18 protein-coding genes are annotated in these 18,330 nt (G+C 51.9%); 6 read left to right on the top strand and 12 right to left on the bottom strand.

The window, feature by feature from the left end; all coding sequences use genetic code 11:
• Positions 1-35: 35 nt before the first annotated feature.
• The 12 genes from yhdJ to WC1_RS03570 all read right to left on the bottom strand — a co-directional run bounded on the left by yhdJ (position 36) and on the right by WC1_RS03570 (position 11,104).
• Complete coding sequence (gene yhdJ, locus WC1_RS03515; protein WP_016151075.1) at positions 36-920, bottom strand: adenine-specific DNA-methyltransferase; 885 nt, start codon at positions 918-920, stop codon at positions 36-38.
• 88 nt (positions 921-1,008) lie between these two features.
• Entirely contained in the window at positions 1,009-1,305 is a 297-nt protein-coding gene (fis, locus tag WC1_RS03520) for a DNA-binding transcriptional regulator Fis (RefSeq protein ID WP_000462905.1), read from the bottom strand.
• Between the two features lie 25 nt (positions 1,306-1,330).
• Entirely contained in the window at positions 1,331-2,296 is a 966-nt protein-coding gene (gene dusB, locus WC1_RS03525; protein ID WP_003025224.1) for a tRNA dihydrouridine synthase DusB, read from the bottom strand.
• 298 nt (positions 2,297-2,594) lie between these two features.
• Complete coding sequence (locus WC1_RS03530) at positions 2,595-3,326, bottom strand: carbonic anhydrase (RefSeq protein ID WP_231385730.1); 732 nt, start codon at positions 3,324-3,326, stop codon at positions 2,595-2,597.
• Between the two features lie 172 nt (positions 3,327-3,498).
• On the bottom strand, positions 3,499-4,380 hold the full coding sequence (gene prmA, locus WC1_RS03535) for a 50S ribosomal protein L11 methyltransferase (protein ID WP_016151073.1): 882 nt from the start codon (positions 4,378-4,380) through the stop codon (positions 3,499-3,501).
• 11 nt (positions 4,381-4,391) lie between these two features.
• A complete protein-coding gene (gene panF / locus WC1_RS03540; RefSeq protein ID WP_016151072.1) occupies positions 4,392-5,843 on the bottom strand; it encodes a sodium/pantothenate symporter in 1,452 nt (483 codons plus the stop codon).
• Positions 5,833-6,075: a YhdT family protein gene (locus WC1_RS03545; RefSeq protein ID WP_003025216.1), complete on the bottom strand. Its 243-nt coding sequence runs from the start codon at positions 6,073-6,075 to the stop codon at positions 5,833-5,835. The genes panF and WC1_RS03545 overlap by 11 nt, the downstream gene beginning before the upstream one ends.
• Positions 6,076-6,182: 107 nt before the next feature.
• A complete protein-coding gene (gene accC / locus WC1_RS03550) occupies positions 6,183-7,532 on the bottom strand; it encodes an acetyl-CoA carboxylase biotin carboxylase subunit (RefSeq protein WP_003025213.1) in 1,350 nt (449 codons plus the stop codon).
• A gap of 10 nt (positions 7,533-7,542) precedes the next feature.
• A complete protein-coding gene (gene accB, locus WC1_RS03555; protein ID WP_003025210.1) occupies positions 7,543-8,013 on the bottom strand; it encodes an acetyl-CoA carboxylase biotin carboxyl carrier protein in 471 nt (156 codons plus the stop codon).
• A 392-nt stretch (positions 8,014-8,405) separates the two neighbouring features.
• Entirely contained in the window at positions 8,406-9,005 is a 600-nt protein-coding gene (msrQ, locus tag WC1_RS03560) for a protein-methionine-sulfoxide reductase heme-binding subunit MsrQ (RefSeq protein WP_016151071.1), read from the bottom strand.
• On the bottom strand, positions 9,006-10,010 hold the full coding sequence (gene msrP / locus WC1_RS03565; protein WP_016151070.1) for a protein-methionine-sulfoxide reductase catalytic subunit MsrP: 1,005 nt from the start codon (positions 10,008-10,010) through the stop codon (positions 9,006-9,008). It lies immediately after the preceding gene.
• Between the two features lie 119 nt (positions 10,011-10,129).
• A complete protein-coding gene (locus WC1_RS03570; RefSeq protein ID WP_016151069.1) occupies positions 10,130-11,104 on the bottom strand; it encodes an acrylyl-CoA reductase (NADPH) in 975 nt (324 codons plus the stop codon).
• 225 nt (positions 11,105-11,329) lie between these two features.
• On the opposite strand from WC1_RS03570, the gene csrD reads away from it, so the two are divergent.
• The 6 genes from csrD (at position 11,330) to rng (ending at position 18,258) form a co-directional block, all read left to right on the top strand.
• Complete coding sequence (gene csrD / locus WC1_RS03575) at positions 11,330-13,270, top strand: RNase E specificity factor CsrD (protein WP_016151068.1); 1,941 nt, start codon at positions 11,330-11,332, stop codon at positions 13,268-13,270.
• Between the two features lie 306 nt (positions 13,271-13,576).
• Positions 13,577-14,620 (top strand): rod shape-determining protein MreB, encoded by a 1,044-nt coding sequence (gene mreB / locus WC1_RS03580; protein WP_000913396.1) that lies wholly within the window; start codon positions 13,577-13,579, stop codon positions 14,618-14,620.
• 66 nt (positions 14,621-14,686) lie between these two features.
• On the top strand, positions 14,687-15,709 hold the full coding sequence (gene mreC, locus WC1_RS03585; RefSeq protein WP_003844819.1) for a rod shape-determining protein MreC: 1,023 nt from the start codon (positions 14,687-14,689) through the stop codon (positions 15,707-15,709).
• Positions 15,710-16,198, top strand: coding sequence for a rod shape-determining protein MreD (gene mreD / locus WC1_RS03590; protein ID WP_003025196.1), 489 nt, complete (start codon positions 15,710-15,712; stop codon positions 16,196-16,198). It begins immediately after the preceding gene.
• Positions 16,199-16,205: 7 nt separating this feature from the next.
• The gene (locus WC1_RS03595; protein WP_003839891.1) at positions 16,206-16,799 is read left to right on the top strand and encodes a Maf family protein; all 594 of its coding nucleotides are present in this window, start codon (positions 16,206-16,208) and stop codon (positions 16,797-16,799) included.
• Positions 16,789-18,258: a ribonuclease G gene (gene rng, locus WC1_RS03600; protein WP_003025190.1), complete on the top strand. Its 1,470-nt coding sequence runs from the start codon at positions 16,789-16,791 to the stop codon at positions 18,256-18,258. The genes WC1_RS03595 and rng overlap by 11 nt, the downstream gene beginning before the upstream one ends.
• Positions 18,259-18,330: the final 72 nt, after the last annotated feature.

Genomic DNA, 18,330 nt, shown 5'->3' with positions numbered 1-18,330 from the left:
AAATCTGTAACCTGAAAAGCAGACTTACAATGCCTTTACTTTGTTGAAAGATCGCCGCTCTTTGCCGTCAATCGACTCTTTTTAGACAGGTTTTTTGTCTTACGTTTTTTCACCTTGGCAAGCTCAATTTCTGAAAAATGAGAACCGATACTCAGTCTTCTGAGCCCCATTTTTACGTATTCAACATTGATCTCAATCCCGACAAACTTGCGACCCAATTCCACGGCGGTGGCACCGGTGGTGAAGCTGCCGGCAAACGGATCCAGTACCCTGTCATCTGGGTTCGAGGATGCCAGAATTATACGCTCCAGGAGGGCTTTGGGTTTCTGGGTGGGGTGGTTTTCGTATTCGTCCATCAGATAGCGAACGCGTGGGAACTCCCAGACATTTCCCGGCACTTTTTTCTGATTGTATGGCTGCGGTGGGTTTTTTCTGTAGTCTATTAGCGCACGTTGAGCCCCGGTTTTGGCTTCAACCAGAATATCGTCACGATTAAATGTGTAGTTTTTCTGATCTTTTACCATCATCAGGATCGGTTCATACATCGAACCAAAGTAATTTTTGGCCTGTACCCCTGAGCTATCGTATGACCACACGATACGGCTCTTGATAGTAAAGAGCTGGCGGCATTTGAGGTCAATATACGGCATGTTCTCCGTACTGTTCATGATGTACATGGTGCCGTGCGGTTTGAGAATGCGATGGCACTCGTCAATGCACTCAAACAGCCACGCCAGAAAAGCCTCTTCATCCCAGGACTCCACCATCCCGTCAAAATCTTTACCGATGTTATAAGGTGGATCGGCAAAAATGAGATCGATGCTTTCAGAAGACAGCTTTTTCAGTTCGGTCAGTGCATCACCCAGGATTATCTTTTTAGATTCATCGCCAAAATAGACAGGTTCACATCTTGCGTTCATCGCCAAAGCCTCCCGTGTGAAGTTAATAAAAAAGGCGCTTCCCCATGCCGAGTAGCGCCTTTTAAAACAAACATTTAACTGATTAGTATCAGTTCATGCCGTATTTTTTCAGTTTTTTACGCAGCGTACCACGGTTGATGCCCATCATCAGGGCAGCACGGGTCTGGTTACCGCGGGTGTATTGCATCACCATGTCCAACAGGGGCTGTTCTACTTCAGCCAGTACCAGCTCATAGAGATCGTTAACATCCTGACCATTCAATTGAGCAAAATAGTTCTTCAGTGCCTGTTTAACCGAGTCACGCAGGGGCTTTTGAGTTACCTGGTCCTGAGAGTTAACGGTAGAAACGGTCAGTACGTCAGAATTTACGCGTTGTTCGAACATAGTTCTGTCAGCTCTTTATTTCTGTTTACGCAAAATTTTCGAAGTATGCCTCCAACGCCGCCAGCTGTTCGCTGGAATCTTCAATGGCGTTGAATGTGCGCCGAAACTGGTCATCCGGAGCGTGTTCCTGGAGATACCAGGATACGTGTTTACGCGCAATTCGGTACCCTTTTGCCTGACCATAAAAGTCGTGCAGTTCCCGAACGTGCGCACAAAGCAAGCGCTTCACCTCTGCCAGAGGCAGCGGGGGCAGCAGCTCCCCAGTGTCCAGATAATGCTGGATTTCCCGAAAGATCCAGGGTCTTCCCTGAGCTGCACGTCCTATCATCAGGGCATCTGCCCCCGTATAGTCGAGTACAGCTCTGGCTTTATGCGGGTCAGTAATGTCGCCATTCGCGATAATCGGAATGGAAACTTTCTGCTTAACTGCCCGAATACTGTCGTACTCAGCATCTCCATTGAACAAACAGGCGCGGGTGCGTCCATGAATGGTCAGAGCCTGAATGCCACAATCTTCAGCCAGTTGGGCAATCTCTACGCAGTTACGGTGTTCCGGAGCCCAGCCGGTGCGAATCTTGAGTGTGACAGGAACGTCCACTGCATTGACGACCTCGGTTAGTATCGACTTCACTAAATCCGGGTACTGCAAGAGGGCTGAACCTGCGAGCTTACGATTCACTTTTTTAGCCGGACACCCCATATTGATATCAATAATCTGGGCGCCGCTTTCCACGTTAATACGTGCGGCATCGGCCATCTCAACAGGGTCGCTACCGGCAATTTGCACCGTGCGAATTCCTGGCTCATCAACGTGCACCATCCGTAAACGAGACTTGTCACTTTCCCAAACCTGAGGGTTAGAAGACATCATCTCGGATACCGTCAATCCTGCTCCCATCTCATAGCACAGCGTCCTGAATGGTCTGTCAGTGATGCCAGCCATAGGTGCTGCGATCAGGCGATTTCTGAGCTGGTATTGTCCGATGCGCATGAGTTAAGAAATGACCATACTGTGACTGCAAGGCGGCGTATATTACGCATTTTTCGCACGAGATGAAAGGCCAAACTTTGACCAATCCACTGAGGTGGATCAATGAATTGCCGTAAATGTGAACGCATGAAAATATTTAATCATATAAATCATTGTATTATAAAAATGTGTCGATTTTATATACACATATAATTTTGCGTAACTTCTCATTTTTTCTTCAGCAGCAGAAGGTACTGACAAGATATTCTGCTGAATTAATCAGCAAATCACCTCGCCATTGTGTGATCGCTACCTCATTTTAGTACAGGATCTCGGTATCCCCAGAATAGCTGTCCGTAATCTTGCGTTCATTCAACGGCTGCAGCGGGCGATTGTTTGCAGGCCCAACAATGTAGTGAAATTTATCCAACTGTTCGGCTGAAAGAGCAACAGGCGTTTTCAGGACAGCCCAGGTGACGCCTTCGGTGCAGGGAGGTGTAGTTAGCGAACCGCTATAGCGCCAGTATGTTTTATCGTCGGGTAAAAGCTGGTTGATATTGACTGGCGAAAAAATGGGCATGCTATTGTCCGTCATGGTTGGAAAGGACTCCCACAGATTTTGAATCGCCTGGTTAGGTTCGTCGATATCAAACATGACCGCTACGATGGCGATGTCTCCGTGTTGGTTTTTGTGGACTAACTGCAGCTCCAGAGGATAGGTTCTACCGTTGAGGGTATGTTCGCTCGGCGCGTGAAAATCTAATTGTTTCAGGTAATAAATCTTGTCATCAATATTAATATAGTTTGCGGTATAGCGACTCATTGTTGCCTGCAGCGTATGGTTGATGCTACGAAATCTTGTTGGGCCGTCGACGTATTGTATGCTGAGCGCAGGAAGGCCGAGTTTATTGGTGGTGGCGGTCTGGATATCAATGGGTGATTGATTTATTCCGGTCTGGCACGTTGCATACGCTTTGCTGATTTCTCCCCACTGCGCAGGGCCGTTCTCTCCGGTATATCCCCATGATGTGGCCAGCGTTGTCAGAGGCATCAAGCATGCTGTTAGTAAAGTTGTTGTAAAACGATAGAAATGCATACGTACACTCAACGAAAACAATATAAAAATTAACAAAATCAATTAAATATTGTATCCCGAGGAGAGGTATCGCTGTGCTGGTCTATTGTCTGAAAATGGCGTGGTCAGATAACCACGCCGGAAGGGATTATTTTTTATGACCGGTAATGCGGCACCATTCTTCTTTCTCGATAACCGGATCGAGCGTAAAGAGATCGGCATAGGCTTCACAGACGCTTTCCGCCTGGCTGGCAAGAATACCAGAAAGCCCCAGCAAACCGCCTTCTACGGGCAGTACGCTGATTAACGGAGCCAGTTCACGTAATGGGCCAGCAAGGATGTTGGCGACCACCACGTCGGCTTTCATCGCCTCTGGCTGGTCTTTCGGCAGATAAAGCTCCAGACGCTCAGAAACACCATTACGCTGGGCGTTATCACGGCTGGCCTGAATCGCTTGCGGATCGATATCCACGCCAATGGCTTTCGCCGCACCCAGTTTCAGTGCCGCAATGGCAAGAATGCCGGAGCCGCAGCCAAAGTCGATAACCGTTTTACCGTTAAGATCAAGACCGTCCAGCCATTGCAGGCACAGAGAGGTGGTGGGGTGCGTGCCTGTACCAAACGCCAGACCCGGGTCCAGCATCACGTTGACAGCATTCTCATCCGGGACATCGCGCCAGCTCGGGCAAATCCACAGACGTTCGCCAAAGCGCATTGGGTGGAAGTTATCCATCCATTCGCGTTCCCAGTCTTTGTCTTCGAGCTGTTCGATTTTATGCACGAAGCCTTCACCCAGCAGCGGATGCTGTTCCAGGATGGCAACAACTTCTTTCATGTCGGTTTCTGCATCGAACAAGCCGATAACGTCGGTATCACCCCACAGGCGAGTCTCGCCCGGCAGAGGTTCAAATACCGGCGTATCATGCGTATCCTGGAAAGTAATGGAAACGGAGCCCGCTTCCATCAGCGCATCGCTCAACTCTTCAGCGTTGGCACCGGTCGTGTTCAGTTTCAGTTGGATCCATGGCATGGCAAAACTCTTTATTTATCAGTAGTCAATATGGCGACTTGCGGGACGGCGGAACCGAAACGGTTGCCGATCAGGAAAGCCAGCAAGCTTATCAGTAACGAGGGCACGATCGGATGGAAGCCCTGGAACTGAACGTTAAAGGTGGCGAGTAAAGCATAAAGCACGCCGCCGACAATCATCGCGCTCAATGCGCCAGCCGCGTTTGCTCGCTCCCAGTACAGGCCCAGCACCAGCGGCCACAGGAAGACGGCTTCCAGCCCGCCAAACGCCAGCAGATTCAGCCAGATAATCATCTCTGGTGGTTTCCAGGCGGCCAGCAACAGTAACGCGCCCAGCAATAGGGTAATCACTGCTGACATGCGCTTCAGCCGGGTTTCATTTTTAAGCTGTTCCGGACGAAGGTTCAGGTACAGATCCTTAATGATCGTAGCGGAACTTTGCAGCAATTGGGCATTGATCGTCGACATGATCGCGGCCATGGGAGCCGCAAGGAAGATCCCGGCAGCGATCGGCGGCAAGACTTTGACCATCAGCGTAGGGATAACCAGGTCTGGTACCGTCAGGTCAGGGATTACCGCCCGTCCCAGAGCACCCGCCAGATGCATACCAAACATCAGGATCGCCACCACTATGGTGCCGATGATAATGCCGCGGTGTACCGCTTTACTGTCTTTATAAGAGATGCAGCGTACCGCCGTATGCGGCAGTCCAATTACGCCAAAACACACCAATACCCAAAATGAGGTCATAAACGTGGGTGACAAAATGTCATCAGCGCCCTGCGGCGAGACCAGTTTAGGATCGATAGTCTGCAGGGTTACCACCGCATTGCTAAGGCCACCGGCAGCATGGACGACGCCGACCAGCAAAACGATAGTTCCAATCAGCATCACCATACCCTGCATGGTATCGTTCAGTACACTGGCGCGAAATCCGCCGAACGCCGTATACAATGCGATACTGACGCCAAAAATCAGCAATCCAGTTTCGTAAGGAATGCCCGCTGCGGTTTCAAGCAGACGTGCGCCGCCAATAAACTGTACGGTCATTGCTCCGACAAACGCGACCAGCAGGCTGAGACTCGCCAGCCACACCAGCAGGCGGCTCTGGTAGCGCGCAAACAGCATATCGTTGAGGGTAACAGCATTATAACGACGCGCCAGAATCGCGAATTTCTTACCAAGAATCCCCAATGAGAGCCAGACGGCAGGCAACTGGATCATCGCCAGCAGCACCCATCCCAGTCCGTATTTGTAAGCAGCGCCAGGGCCGCCAATAAACGAGCTGGCGCTAATGTAGGTTGCCGTTAGCGTCATCGCTAACACGACCCCGCCCATGGAACGGCTGCCAAGGAAATATTCATTCAGGAAGGTACCGGTCACTCTCTTACGCATGGCGTAAACAGAAAGACCGAAGACCACCAGAAGATAGGCGACCAGCGGTAAAATAACTTCAAGCTGCATCGTCATCCTCCAACGAAATGTCGCGATAGATAAACTTCACCATCGCCCAGCACAGCACGATGAAAACCAGCGGCGTTAGCAGGCAGGCCATTTCGAACCAGTGCGGTAAGCCGGTAAAACCCAGCGTTGAATCAGGTAAGTAAGCGGTCACTAACCATGTAACCAGATATAAAAGGGTTAGCCACAGCGCCCAGCGCGCCTCTTTATGGGCCTGAACAAAACGAGCGTCCATTTTTTGTCCCTTGTGGATAAAGAAAGCGGGGATTGTACCTTATGGCACGTGCGGGAGGGGAGAAAAACAAAAGGCCGGAATTTCCGGCCTTTTTGGTTAACGCACGCTTACTTTTCCTGAAGTCCGAGTTTTTTCTCCAGATAGTGGATATTGGTTCCACCGTGCTGGAAGTGCTCGTCATTCATGATACGGATCTGCAGGTCAACGTTGGTTTTGATACCGTCGATGATCAGTTCCTGCAAGGCGTTTTTCATACGGGCGATAGCGACGTCGCGGTTTTCGCCATAGCAGATCAGCTTACCGATCATTGAGTCATAGTACGGAGGTACGGTGTAGCCTGCGTAAATATGAGACTCCCAACGCACACCAAAACCACCCGGCGCGTGGAAACGCGTGATTTTACCCGGGCTTGGCAGGAAGGTGTTCGGGTCTTCGGCATTGATACGGCATTCTACCGCATGGCCTTTAACCACAACTTCGTCCTGCTTGATGGACAGCGGTTGACCCGCTGCGATGCGCAGTTGCTCTTTGATCAGGTCAACGCCGGTGATCATTTCGGTTACCGGGTGTTCAACCTGAATACGGGTGTTCATCTCAATGAAGTAGAACTCGCCGTTTTCGAACAGGAACTCGAAAGTACCCGCCCCGCGATAGCCGATATCAACACAGGCTTTGGCGCAACGCTCGCCGATGTAGCGACGCAGTTCCGGAGTAATGCCCGGTGCAGGTGCTTCTTCGACAACTTTCTGGTGACGACGCTGCATGGAGCAGTCACGCTCTGCCAGATAAATTGCGTTACCCTGACCGTCTGCCAGCACCTGAATCTCAATGTGGCGTGGGTTTTCCAGGTACTTCTCCATGTAAACCATGTCGTTGTTGAAAGCCGCTTTCGCTTCCGCTTTGGTCATGGAGATGGATTGTGCCAGTTCGGCATCGCTGCGCACGACGCGCATACCGCGACCGCCGCCGCCGCCGGAGGCTTTGATGATAACCGGATAACCGATGCGTTTAGCATGAGCGCGGTTAGCGTCCATGTCATCACCCAGCGGGCCGTCAGAGCCTGGGACTGTTGGTACACCTGCTTTCTTCATCGCGGTGATTGCGGACACTTTGTCACCCATCAGGCGGATGGTGTCGGCTTTCGGGCCGATGAAGATAAAGCCGGAACGTTCTACCTGTTCAGCAAAGTTGGCGTTCTCAGAGAGGAAGCCATAACCCGGGTGAATTGCCACCGCGCCAGTGATTTCAGCAGCGCTAATGATAGCCGGGATGTTCAGATAGCTTTTTACGGATGCTGCCGGGCCAATACAGACCGTCTCATCCGCCAGCAATACGTGTTTTAAATCGCGATCCGCGCTTGAATGCACCGCGACAGTCTTGATGCCCAGTTCTTTACAGGCACGAAGAATACGCAAGGCAATCTCGCCGCGGTTGGCGATAACAATTTTATCCAACATGTTCGCCTCGTTATTCGATGACGACCAGCGGCTCGTCAAATTCTACCGGTTGACCGCTTTCTACCAGAATCGCTTTAACTACGCCGGATTTGTCGGCTTCGATCTGGTTCATCATTTTCATGGCTTCAACGATGCACAGGGTATCGCCCGCATTCACTTTCTGGCCGATTTCGATGAACGCTTTCGCATCCGGGCTCGGGGTGCGGTAGAACGTACCAACCATTGGGGAGCGTACGATGTGACCACTGATTTCCGCTGCTGCCGGAGCTTCCATACTTGGAGAGGCAGTTTGTGCGACAGCGTTAGACAGAGCTGGCTGCTGCATCACTGGTGCAGCATAAGCCTGTTGCATCATCGGAAAACTTGCAGCTGGCGCTGCACGGCTGATGCGTACAGATTCTTCGCCTTCAGAAATTTCCAGTTCGGAGATGCCTGATTCTTCAACCAGCTCGATCAGTTTTTTAATCTTACGAATATCCATGAGTGGGTTCCGTACTCTTTGTTTAGTGAGATTGTGACAAGCGTTTTACCGCCGTCTGTATAGCATTTTTATAACAGTGAGTGACAAGATGCCACGCATCTCAGGCGCTGCACTGGGTGCTGCTGCCATTAAATGAGATTGCCAGACTTGTTAGTCATTGTGCGGCTATCTTCTGCCATTTTCGGGTAAAAGACAAAATATACCTTCAATATGCGATTGTCACCCTTTCAGCGCTTTAAAAACGCTACCGGGGATAGCAAAGTCGCACATTATAACTATTTCGTAGCAATTGGCAGCTAAATACTGGTCTTATCAGGGAAGATAATCAACCGTTAACATGTAAAGAAAATCGGATCGTCCGTGTTTTGCAACGCACTGCACATAACGTGAAACTACCGCCACCACTGGCGAAACTTCTTGTAACGGCACGCTAACAGCACCGCCGCGAGCGCTGCATAAATAATCGGTTGAGGGGAGATAATTTTTACCGACCACAGATAATGTATGGGTGCCAGGATCGCCACAAGATAGACGAAGTTGTGCAGATACTGCCATTTTTTACCCAGCATTCTCTGTGCAGCTTGCGTAGACGTTAAGGTGAGGGCGAATAATATGACCCAGCTAGCAATGCCCAATGTTAAATAAGGTCGCGTAAGTAATTCGCGCCCTAATAACGCCAGATTATTAATGCCCAGCTCCAGTAACGCGTAGCTGGTTAAATGCAGCGTTGCCCAGGCGAAACACCATAGCCCTAACAGACGACGTGTGCGTATCAATAATGGCTGTTTAGCGTAGCGCGTGAGTGGAGAGACCAGCAAGGTCGCCAGCAAGAATTTCAGAGCTGTCCTACCGGTAAAGTGCTGGATATCTTTGACCGGATCGGCGCTCAGGCCGCCGTGATTTACCGCCCAAAATAGCCAGATAAACGGCAATAATCCGGCAAGATGCAGGCAAACTTTCAGCCTGATAATGTGCTTTGCGGTCAGACGCACTTAAAAATTCTCCTGCAAATTGAGTCCGCGATACAGTGATGCAACCTCTTCGGCATAGCCGTTAAACATCAGCGTGGGCTGACGCTGTACGTCCAGGATACCGCCTGCGCCAATAAAACGCTCAGTGGCCTGGGACCAGCGGGGGTGATCGACATGCGGATTCACGTTGGCATAAAATCCGTATTCATTGGGCGCGGCCAGATTCCAGGTTGTCGGAGGGCGTTCGCGCGTGAGTTTGATACTCACGATCGACTTAATGCCTTTAAATCCATATTTCCACGGCACAATTAAGCGAATGGGCGCGCCATTTTGTGGCGGAAGGGCCTTACCATAAACCCCCACAGTAAGCAGTGTGAGTGGGTGCATTGCTTCATCCAGACGCAGTCCTTCAACATAGGGATATTTTAGCCCGCCGCCAATAAAGCGATCTTTCTGTCCCGGCATATCATCCGGTGCGTACAGCGTTTCGAACGCGACATACTTTGCGTTGCTGGTGGGTTCAACCTGCGCCAGCAGTTTATGTAACGGAAAGCCGATCCACGGCACGACCATTGACCAGGCTTCCACGCAGCGCATCCGATAAATCCGTTCTTCCAGCGGGAAACGGGCGGTCAGCGAATCGTGATCGAGGGTGAGTGGTTTTGCCACCTCGCCACTGATTTGCAACGTCCACGGATCGGTTTTCAGGCTGCCTGCATTGGCTGCCGGATCCGCTTTATCGAGACCGAACTCGTAGAAGTTGTTGTAGCCAGAAACCTTATCCGCAGGCGTTAAAGGAAGTGAATTTTGCCAGGCGGAGGGCTTACTGAAATCAAGCGGCTTACCTGCAGGTGCGGGCGGGCGGTCATTACCCTTAAACCAACTCAGAAGGTCAGCCTGAGCAGAGTGGGGTAAAGACAACGCGGCTGCGCTGATCCCTAGTGCTTTCAGCACCTGGCGACGCTGCATAAAAAAAGCCGACTCGTCAGTGATGTCGGCTTCTGTAAATGGACGTAATTTCTTCATAACAGACTCCCGGCTTACGCGTCATAACTGACAGGGGACGCGTAGTTAATATGGCAGGGAGTCTGTAGATGTGCCGCGAAATTTGGTTAATTAAGTGTAAATTTCTGCGCCAGGGCCTGTTACTTCACCTTCACCAGCGTACGGCCTTGCACCTGGTTATTGATGATGGCATCGGCGAACTTCGGCGCATCCGCCAGCGTAATTTCCGTTGCCGCCTGGGCATAGAAAGATTCCGGCAGATCCTTAACCAGACGCGCCCAGGCCTCTGCACGGCGTGCCGGCGGGGTCATCACCGAGTCCACTCCTTGCAAACGAACGTTACGCAGAATGAATGGCATCACCGTGGTCGGCAGAGCGAAACCACCCGCCAGGCCGCAGGCGGCAACGCAGCCACCGTAGTTCATCTGCGCCAGAACTTTTGCCAGAACTTTGTCGCCAACGGTATCCACCGCGCCAGCCCACAGCTGTTTTTCCAGCGGACGAGACTCGGCAAACTCATCGCGGCCAAGAATACGGTTAGCGCCCAGGCTTTTCAGGTAGTCGTGGGTGCTTTCACGGCCCGAAACCGCCGCAACCTGATAACCCAGCTTATGCAGTAACGCAACGGCTGTGCTGCCCACGCCGCCGCTGGCGCCGGTGACGACAATTTCACCGTCTTGCGGGCGAATACCTGCATCTTCAAGCGCCATTACGCACAGCATAGCGGTAAAGCCGGCGGTACCGATGACCATGGCTTTACGCCCATCCAGTCCTTTTGGCAGCGCAACCAGCCAGTCGCCTTTCACGCGTGCGCGCTCTGCCAGTCCACCCCAATGATTTTCACCCACGCCCCAGCCGGTCAGTAACACTTCCTGACCCGCATGAAAACGGGGATCTTCGCTTGCACGCACGGTACCGGCGAAATCGATACCAGGAATCATCGGAAAATTACGAATGATTTTACCCTTGCCAGTGATAGCCAGAGCATCTTTATAGTTCAGGCTTGACCAGTGGATATCCACCGTAACATCGCCTTCAGGTAGCTGATTTTCGTCGAGGGGTTGAACGGATGCGAGGGTTTTTCCGTCCTGCTGTTCTAAGATCAAAGCCTGCATAACCTGTCCTCAATTCGTATAGTGGATTGGAAAATTATTAATGAAGACTATACTCGCTAATCAAAACATGATGCCGATTCTGCGCAATAAATTGCCAGATATACCTGATTTGGTAGTATGCCCACACTGTATGTATAAATGGACGGATTTTGCGTTCAGTTTTGCATTTTTGGGTCGCTTTATCACTTTCAGGCCTGTTTCATAACTGTCGGAGTTAACACAAGGATGCGATTAACGACGAAATTTTCAGCTTTTGTCACGCTGCTTACTGGGTTAACGATCTTCGTGACTCTGATCGGCTGTTCGCTGAGTTTCTATAACGCTATTCAATATAAGTTCACCACGCGCGTGCAGGCGGTCGCGACGGCGATTGATACGCATCTGGTCTCCAGAGATGTCGTTGCGTTAACCCCGCAAATCGATGAGCTGATGGTTTCTGTTGATATCGTGCGCATCGAACTGTTGCAGGGCGAACACGTGGTGTATGACCACTCGCGCACCAGTAGCTACCGACCGGCAGGGACGAACAATCTCTACCGCGAGATCACCGTACCGTTGGTCAAGCATCCGGGCATGTCATTGCGTCTGGTTTATCAGGATCCGATGGGTAACTATTTCCATTCGCTGCTGACCACCGCACCGCTCACGATAGCCATTGCTTTCATTATTCTGATGCTCTTTTTGTCTGTGCGCTGGCTTCAGCGCCAGCTTTCGGGTCAGGAGCTGCTGGAGATTCGTTCCACACGTATTCTGAACGGCGAACGTGGGCCAAACGTGCGGGGAACGGTCTATGAATGGCCTGCGCGCACCAGCAGTGCGCTCGATATGCTGCTGACTGAAATTCAAAATGCTCGCGAGCAACGCAGCCGCCTGGATACGCTGATTCGTTCCTATGTCGCGCAGGATACAAAAACTGGGCTAAGTAACCGCCTGTTCTTTGATAACCAACTGGCCACGCTGCTGGAAGATCAGGAAAAAGTAGGCTCGCATGGCGTCGTGATGATGGTACGCCTGCCGGACTTTACGCTGCTGCGCGATAGCTGGGGAATCACCCTCGCGGAAGAACAAATCTCGACGCTGATCAATTTGTTGTCGACTTTTATGACGCGCTATCCGGGCGCGTTGCTGGCGCGCTACCACCGTAGCGATTTTGCCATCCTGCTGCCACACCGCACGTTGAAAGAGGCGGAAAGTATTGCCGGGCAATTATTAAAAGCGGTAGATGCACTTCCGGCTAATAAAATGATCGATCGTGCCGATATGGTTCATATTGGCATTTGCGTTTGCCGCAGCGGTCAGTCGCCGGAGCAAGTGATGGATCATGCTGAAGCAGCCACGCGGAATTCGGTATTGCAGGGCGGAAATAGCTGGTCGGTCTATGATGACTCGCTGCCGGAAAAAGGTCGGGGCAACGTACGCTGGCGAACGCTGATCGAACAGATGCTCAGCCGGGGCGGGCCGAGAATTTATCAAAAGCCTGCAGTAACCCGTGAAGGGCGGGTGCACCATCGGGAGCTGATGTGCCGTATTTTTGATGGTAACGAAGAGGTCATTTCGGCGGAATATATGCCGATGGTCCTTCAATTTGGCCTGGCTGAAGAGTATGACCGTTTGCAGATAAGCCGTCTGACCCTGCTTTTGGGTTACTGGCCGCAGGAAAATCTGGCGATGCAGATAACGGTTGAATCGCTTATTCGCCCACGTTTTCAGCGCTGGCTGCGTGATACGCTGATGCAGTGCGAAAAATCATTACGCAAACGCATAATTATTGAACTTGCTGAGGCAGATGTCTGTCAACATATCAGCCGGTTACAGCCCGTCATCAGATTGATGAATGCGCTGGGCGTGCGTATTGCCGTTACGCAGGCGGGGTTAACGCTGGTGAGCACCAGTTGGATTAAAGAGCTTAACGTTGAGTTATTGAAGCTGCATCCAAGTCTGGTGAGGAACATTGATAAGCGAACGGAAAATCAGCTTCTGGTTCAAAGCCTGGTGGAGGCCTGTTCGGGAACACCCACGCAGGTTTACGCTACGGGCGTACGTTCGCGTAGTGAGTGGCATACGCTGACAGAACGCGGAGTTGCGGGTGGGCAAGGGGATTTTTTTGCTGCATCACAACCACTTGACACTAACGTGAAAAAATATTCGCAAAGATACTCGGTTTAACCTGCCGTTTAATTTGTTTTCACGTAGAATAACGCGCGCTGTGCCTTCTGGGGGTGTGCTTGCCTGCTCGCCAGGTTGTAACAGCAAACATGCAGGTGAATGACCTTTGACAGGTTGCAAACAAAAGCGAGGAGTGCTGCTGATTTATTCAGCCCTGATGGACTCAGGCCGGTTTTGTAACAAAGGAAACGAACTGCACTAATTTTCACCGTAGCAGATGATTTTTGCGCCTTGTCGCTGCTGCGTGTGGTTGGTAAAGTAAGCGGATTTTGTTTTCCGCCCCAGCTTTCAGGATTATCCCTTAGTATGTTGAAAAAATTTCGTGGCATGTTTTCCAATGACCTGTCCATTGACCTGGGTACCGCGAATACCCTTATTTATGTAAAAGGACAAGGCATCGTATTGAATGAGCCTTCTGTTGTGGCCATTCGTCAGGATCGTGCCGGTTCGCCGAAAAGCGTGGCTGCAGTAGGTCATGATGCGAAGCAGATGCTGGGTCGTACGCCGGGCAATATCGCTGCAATTCGCCCAATGAAAGACGGCGTTATCGCTGACTTCTTCGTGACTGAAAAAATGCTCCAGCACTTTATCAAGCAAGTGCACAGCAATAGCTTCATGCGCCCAAGCCCGCGCGTACTGGTGTGTGTACCGGTTGGAGCAACTCAGGTTGAACGCCGTGCGATCCGTGAATCAGCTCAGGGCGCAGGTGCTCGTGAAGTCTTCCTGATCGAAGAGCCGATGGCGGCTGCGATCGGTGCGGGTCTGCCAGTTTCTGAAGCAACCGGTTCAATGGTTGTTGATATCGGTGGTGGTACCACTGAAGTTGCCGTTATCTCCCTGAACGGCGTGGTTTACTCCTCTTCTGTTCGTATTGGCGGCGACCGCTTTGATGAAGCCATCATTAATTATGTTCGTCGTAACTACGGTTCTCTGATCGGTGAAGCGACCGCAGAACGTATTAAACACGAGATCGGTTCCGCTTATCCGGGCGACGAAGTGCGCGAAATCGAAGTTCGCGGTCGTAACCTGGCTGAAGGCGTTCCGCGCGGCTTTACCCTGAACTCCAACGAGATTCTGGAAGCCCTGCAGGAACCGCTGACCGGTATCGTTAGCGCGGTAATGGTTGCACTGGAACAGTGCCCGCCGGAACTGGCGTCTGACATCTCCGAACGCGGTATGGTGCTGACCGGTGGCGGTGCGCTGCTGCGTAACCTTGACCGTCTGTTAATGGAAGAAACCGGTATTCCAGTTGTTGTTGCTGAAGATCCGCTGACCTGCGTGGCGCGCGGTGGCGGCAAGGCGCTGGAAATGATCGACATGCACGGCGGCGACCTGTTCAGCGAAGAGTAATCGGATGCAGGTTGGGTAGCCCCCGCGGGTTGCCCTTCCGCTCTGATACGAGAATACGCATAGACTATGAAGCCAATTTTTAGCCGTGGCCCTTCGCTACAGATTCGCCTTATTCTGGCGGTGCTGGTGGCGCTCGGCGTTATTATTGCCGACAGCCGCTTGGGTACGTTTAGTCAAATCCGAACGTACATGGATACCGCCGTCAGTCCTTTCTACTTTATCTCAAATGGTCCTCGTGAATTACTTGACGGCGTGTCGCAAACGCTGGCTTCGCGTGACCAACTCGAACTTGAAAACCGGGCATTGCGTCAGGAACTGCTGCTGAAAAATAGCGAACTGCTGATGCTGGGGCAATACAAACAGGAGAACGCGCGTTTGCGCGAGCTGCTGGGATCGCCATTGCGTCAGGACGAACAAAAGATGGTGACGCAAGTCATCTCAACGGTTAATGACCCTTACAGCGATCAGGTGGTGATCGACAAAGGGAGCGTTAACGGCGTCTACGAAGGTCAGCCGGTTATTAGTGACAAAGGCGTTGTGGGTCAGGTCGTGGCGGTGGCTAAACTGACGAGCCGCGTGCTGCTGATTTGCGATGCGACGCATGCGCTGCCCATTCAGGTTCTGCGTAACGATATTCGCGTGATCGCTGCGGGTAACGGCTGCACTGACGATCTTCAGCTCGAACACCTGCCGGCCAATACCGACATTCGCGTTGGCGATGTGCTGGTCACCTCGGGTCTGGGCGGACGTTTCCCTGAAGGTTATCCGGTTGCTGTTGTTTCTTCCGTTAAGCTGGACACTCAGCGCGCTTATACCGTGATTCAGGCTCGCCCGACCGCGGGTCTGCAGCGTTTGCGCTATCTGTTGCTGTTGTGGGGTGCCGATCGTAATGGCGCGAACCCGATGACGCCGGAAGAAGTACACCGCGTTGCCAATGAACGTCTGATGCAAATGATGCCGCAAGTTCTGCCAGCACCAGATGCCATGGGGCCGCCTGCGCCAGTGCCAACTCCTGCAACAGGTGTGACTTCTGCGCCTGTGGATACCACGCCGCCACAACCTGCTCCGCGTAAGCCGGGAGGACAGTAAGTGGCAAGCTATCGTAGCCAGGGACGTTGGGTGATTTGGCTCTCGTTCCTTATTGCACTGTTGCTGCAAGTCATGCCCTGGCCGGATGACATTCTGGTTTTCCGGCCAAACTGGGTACTGCTCATCTTGTTGTATTGGATCCTGGCGCTGCCGCATCGCGTAAATGTGGGCACGGGATTTGTGGTGGGTGCCATACTGGATCTCATCAGCGGCTCCACGCTTGGCGTGCGCGCATTGTCGATGAGTATCATTGCTTATCTGGTCGCGCTGAAATTCCAGCTATTCCGAAACCTCGCGCTCTGGCAACAGGCGCTGGTGGTCATGTTGTTATCACTGGTCGTGGATATTATTGTTTTCTGGGCCGAGTTTTTAGTGATCAACGTCTCTTTCAGACCTGAAGTGTTCTGGAGTAGTGTAGTGAATGGCGTGCTTTGGCCATGGCTATTCTTACTGATGCGTAAAGTCCGTCAGCAGTTTGCGGTGCAATAAGGTTGATATGAATACTCTGTATCTTGCTTCAGGTTCTCCACGTCGTCAGGAGTTGCTCGCTCAGCTTGGTGTTACGTTTGAACGACTGATCCCTGGGATTGAAGAACAGCGGCACCCGCAGGAAAGTGCGCAGCAGTACGTTTCCCGTCTGGCGCGCGAAAAAGCGCAGGCTGGTGTAGCGCTGGCACCGCGCGATTTGCCGGTATTGGGTGCGGATACCATCGTTATCCTTAATGGCGAAGTGCTGGAAAAACCGCACGACGCTGCCCACGCCGCAGCAATGCTGCGCAAACTGTCGGGCAAAACGCATCAAGTTATGACGGCCGTGGCACTGGCCGATTGCCAGCACAGTCTGGACTGCCTGGTAGTGACGGAAGTGACATTCAGAGCACTAACCGATGAGGACATCGCGGGTTATGTTGCCAGCGGTGAACCAATGGATAAAGCAGGTGCATACGGTATTCAAGGGTTGGGTGGCTGTTTTGTCAGGAAGATAAATGGCAGCTATCACGCCGTAGTCGGCTTACCGCTGGTAGAAACGTATGAGTTGCTGACCAATTTTAACGCACTGCGTGAGAAAAGGGATAAACATGACGGCTGAATTGTTGGTAAACGTAACGCCATCGGAAACTCGGGTGGCTTACATTGATGGCGGTATTCTGCAGGAAATTCATATTGAACGTGAGGCGCGACGCGGAATCGTAGGCAATATCTACAAAGGTCGTGTAAGTCGTGTACTTCCGGGTATGCAGGCGGCTTTTGTAGATATTGGACTGGATAAAGCCGCATTTCTTCACGCTTCTGACATCATGCCGCACACCGAATGCGTGGCGGGTGAAGAACAAAAACAGTTCACCGTACGCGACATTTCTGAACTGGTGCGCCAGGGTCAGGATCTGATGGTGCAGGTGGTAAAAGATCCTTTGGGAACGAAGGGCGCACGCCTGACGACGGACATCACGCTTCCTTCCCGTTATCTCGTTTTTATGCCGGGGGCCTCGCATGTTGGCGTATCCCAACGTATCGAAAGCGAAACGGAACGCGAACGTCTGAAAAAAGTGGTGGCGGATTACTGCGATGAGCAGGGTGGTTTCATCATTCGCACGGCGGCAGAAGGCGTATGCGAAGAGGATCTGGCCTCGGATGCTGCCTACCTGAAACGTGTCTGGACAAAAGTCATGGAGCGTAAAAAGCGCCCGCAAACGCGCTACCAGATGTACGGTGAACTGGCACTGGCACAGCGCGTGTTGCGTGACTTTGCTGATGCGCAGCTTGACCGCATCCGCGTCGACTCCCGTCTGACCTATGAGGCGTTACTGGAATTTACGGCGGAATATATCCCCGAGATGACCAGCAAGCTGGAACATTACAGCGGGCGTCAGCCTATTTTTGATCTCTTTGACGTAGAGAATGAAATCCAGCGCGCGCTGGAACGCAAGGTTGAGCTGAAGTCCGGCGGTTATCTGATCATCGATCAAACTGAAGCGATGACCACCGTCGACATCAATACCGGCGCGTTTGTTGGGCATCGTAATCTCGACGACACTATCTTTAATACTAATATTGAAGCAACGCAGGCCATTGCTCGTCAGCTGCGTCTGCGTAACCTCGGCGGCATTATCATTATCGATTTTATCGACATGAATAATGAAGATCACCGTCGCCGGGTACTGCACTCCCTGGAGCAGGCTCTGAGCAAGGATCGTGTAAAAACCAGCATTAACGGTTTTTCACAGCTGGGCCTGGTGGAGATGACGCGCAAACGCACACGTGAAAGCGTGGAACATGTATTGTGCAACGAGTGTCCAACCTGCCATGGGCGTGGTACGGTGAAAACGGTGGAAACCGTATGTTATGAAATCATGCGCGAAATCGTGCGGGTACACCATGCATATGACTCCGATCGTTTCCTGGTTTATGCCTCTCCGGCAGTGGCTGAAACCCTGAAAGGTGAAGAGTCACATGCGCTGGCGGAGGTTGAGATCTTTGTCGGCAAACAGGTCAAAGTACAAATCGAACCGCTGTATAACCAGGAGCAGTTCGACGTCGTCATGATGTAAATCGTGTAGTGGCACCCGCGCATGTAGGCCGGATAAGGCGCAAGCGCCGTCATCCGGCAATATTCACTCAAG

Source organism: Citrobacter sp. KTE30 (assembly GCF_000398825.1).
GTDB classification, from domain to species: Bacteria; Pseudomonadota; Gammaproteobacteria; order Enterobacterales; family Enterobacteriaceae; genus Citrobacter; species Citrobacter freundii.
The sequence above is the reverse complement of the archived record's forward strand: the minus strand, read 5'-3'. Positions and strand labels throughout refer to the sequence as shown.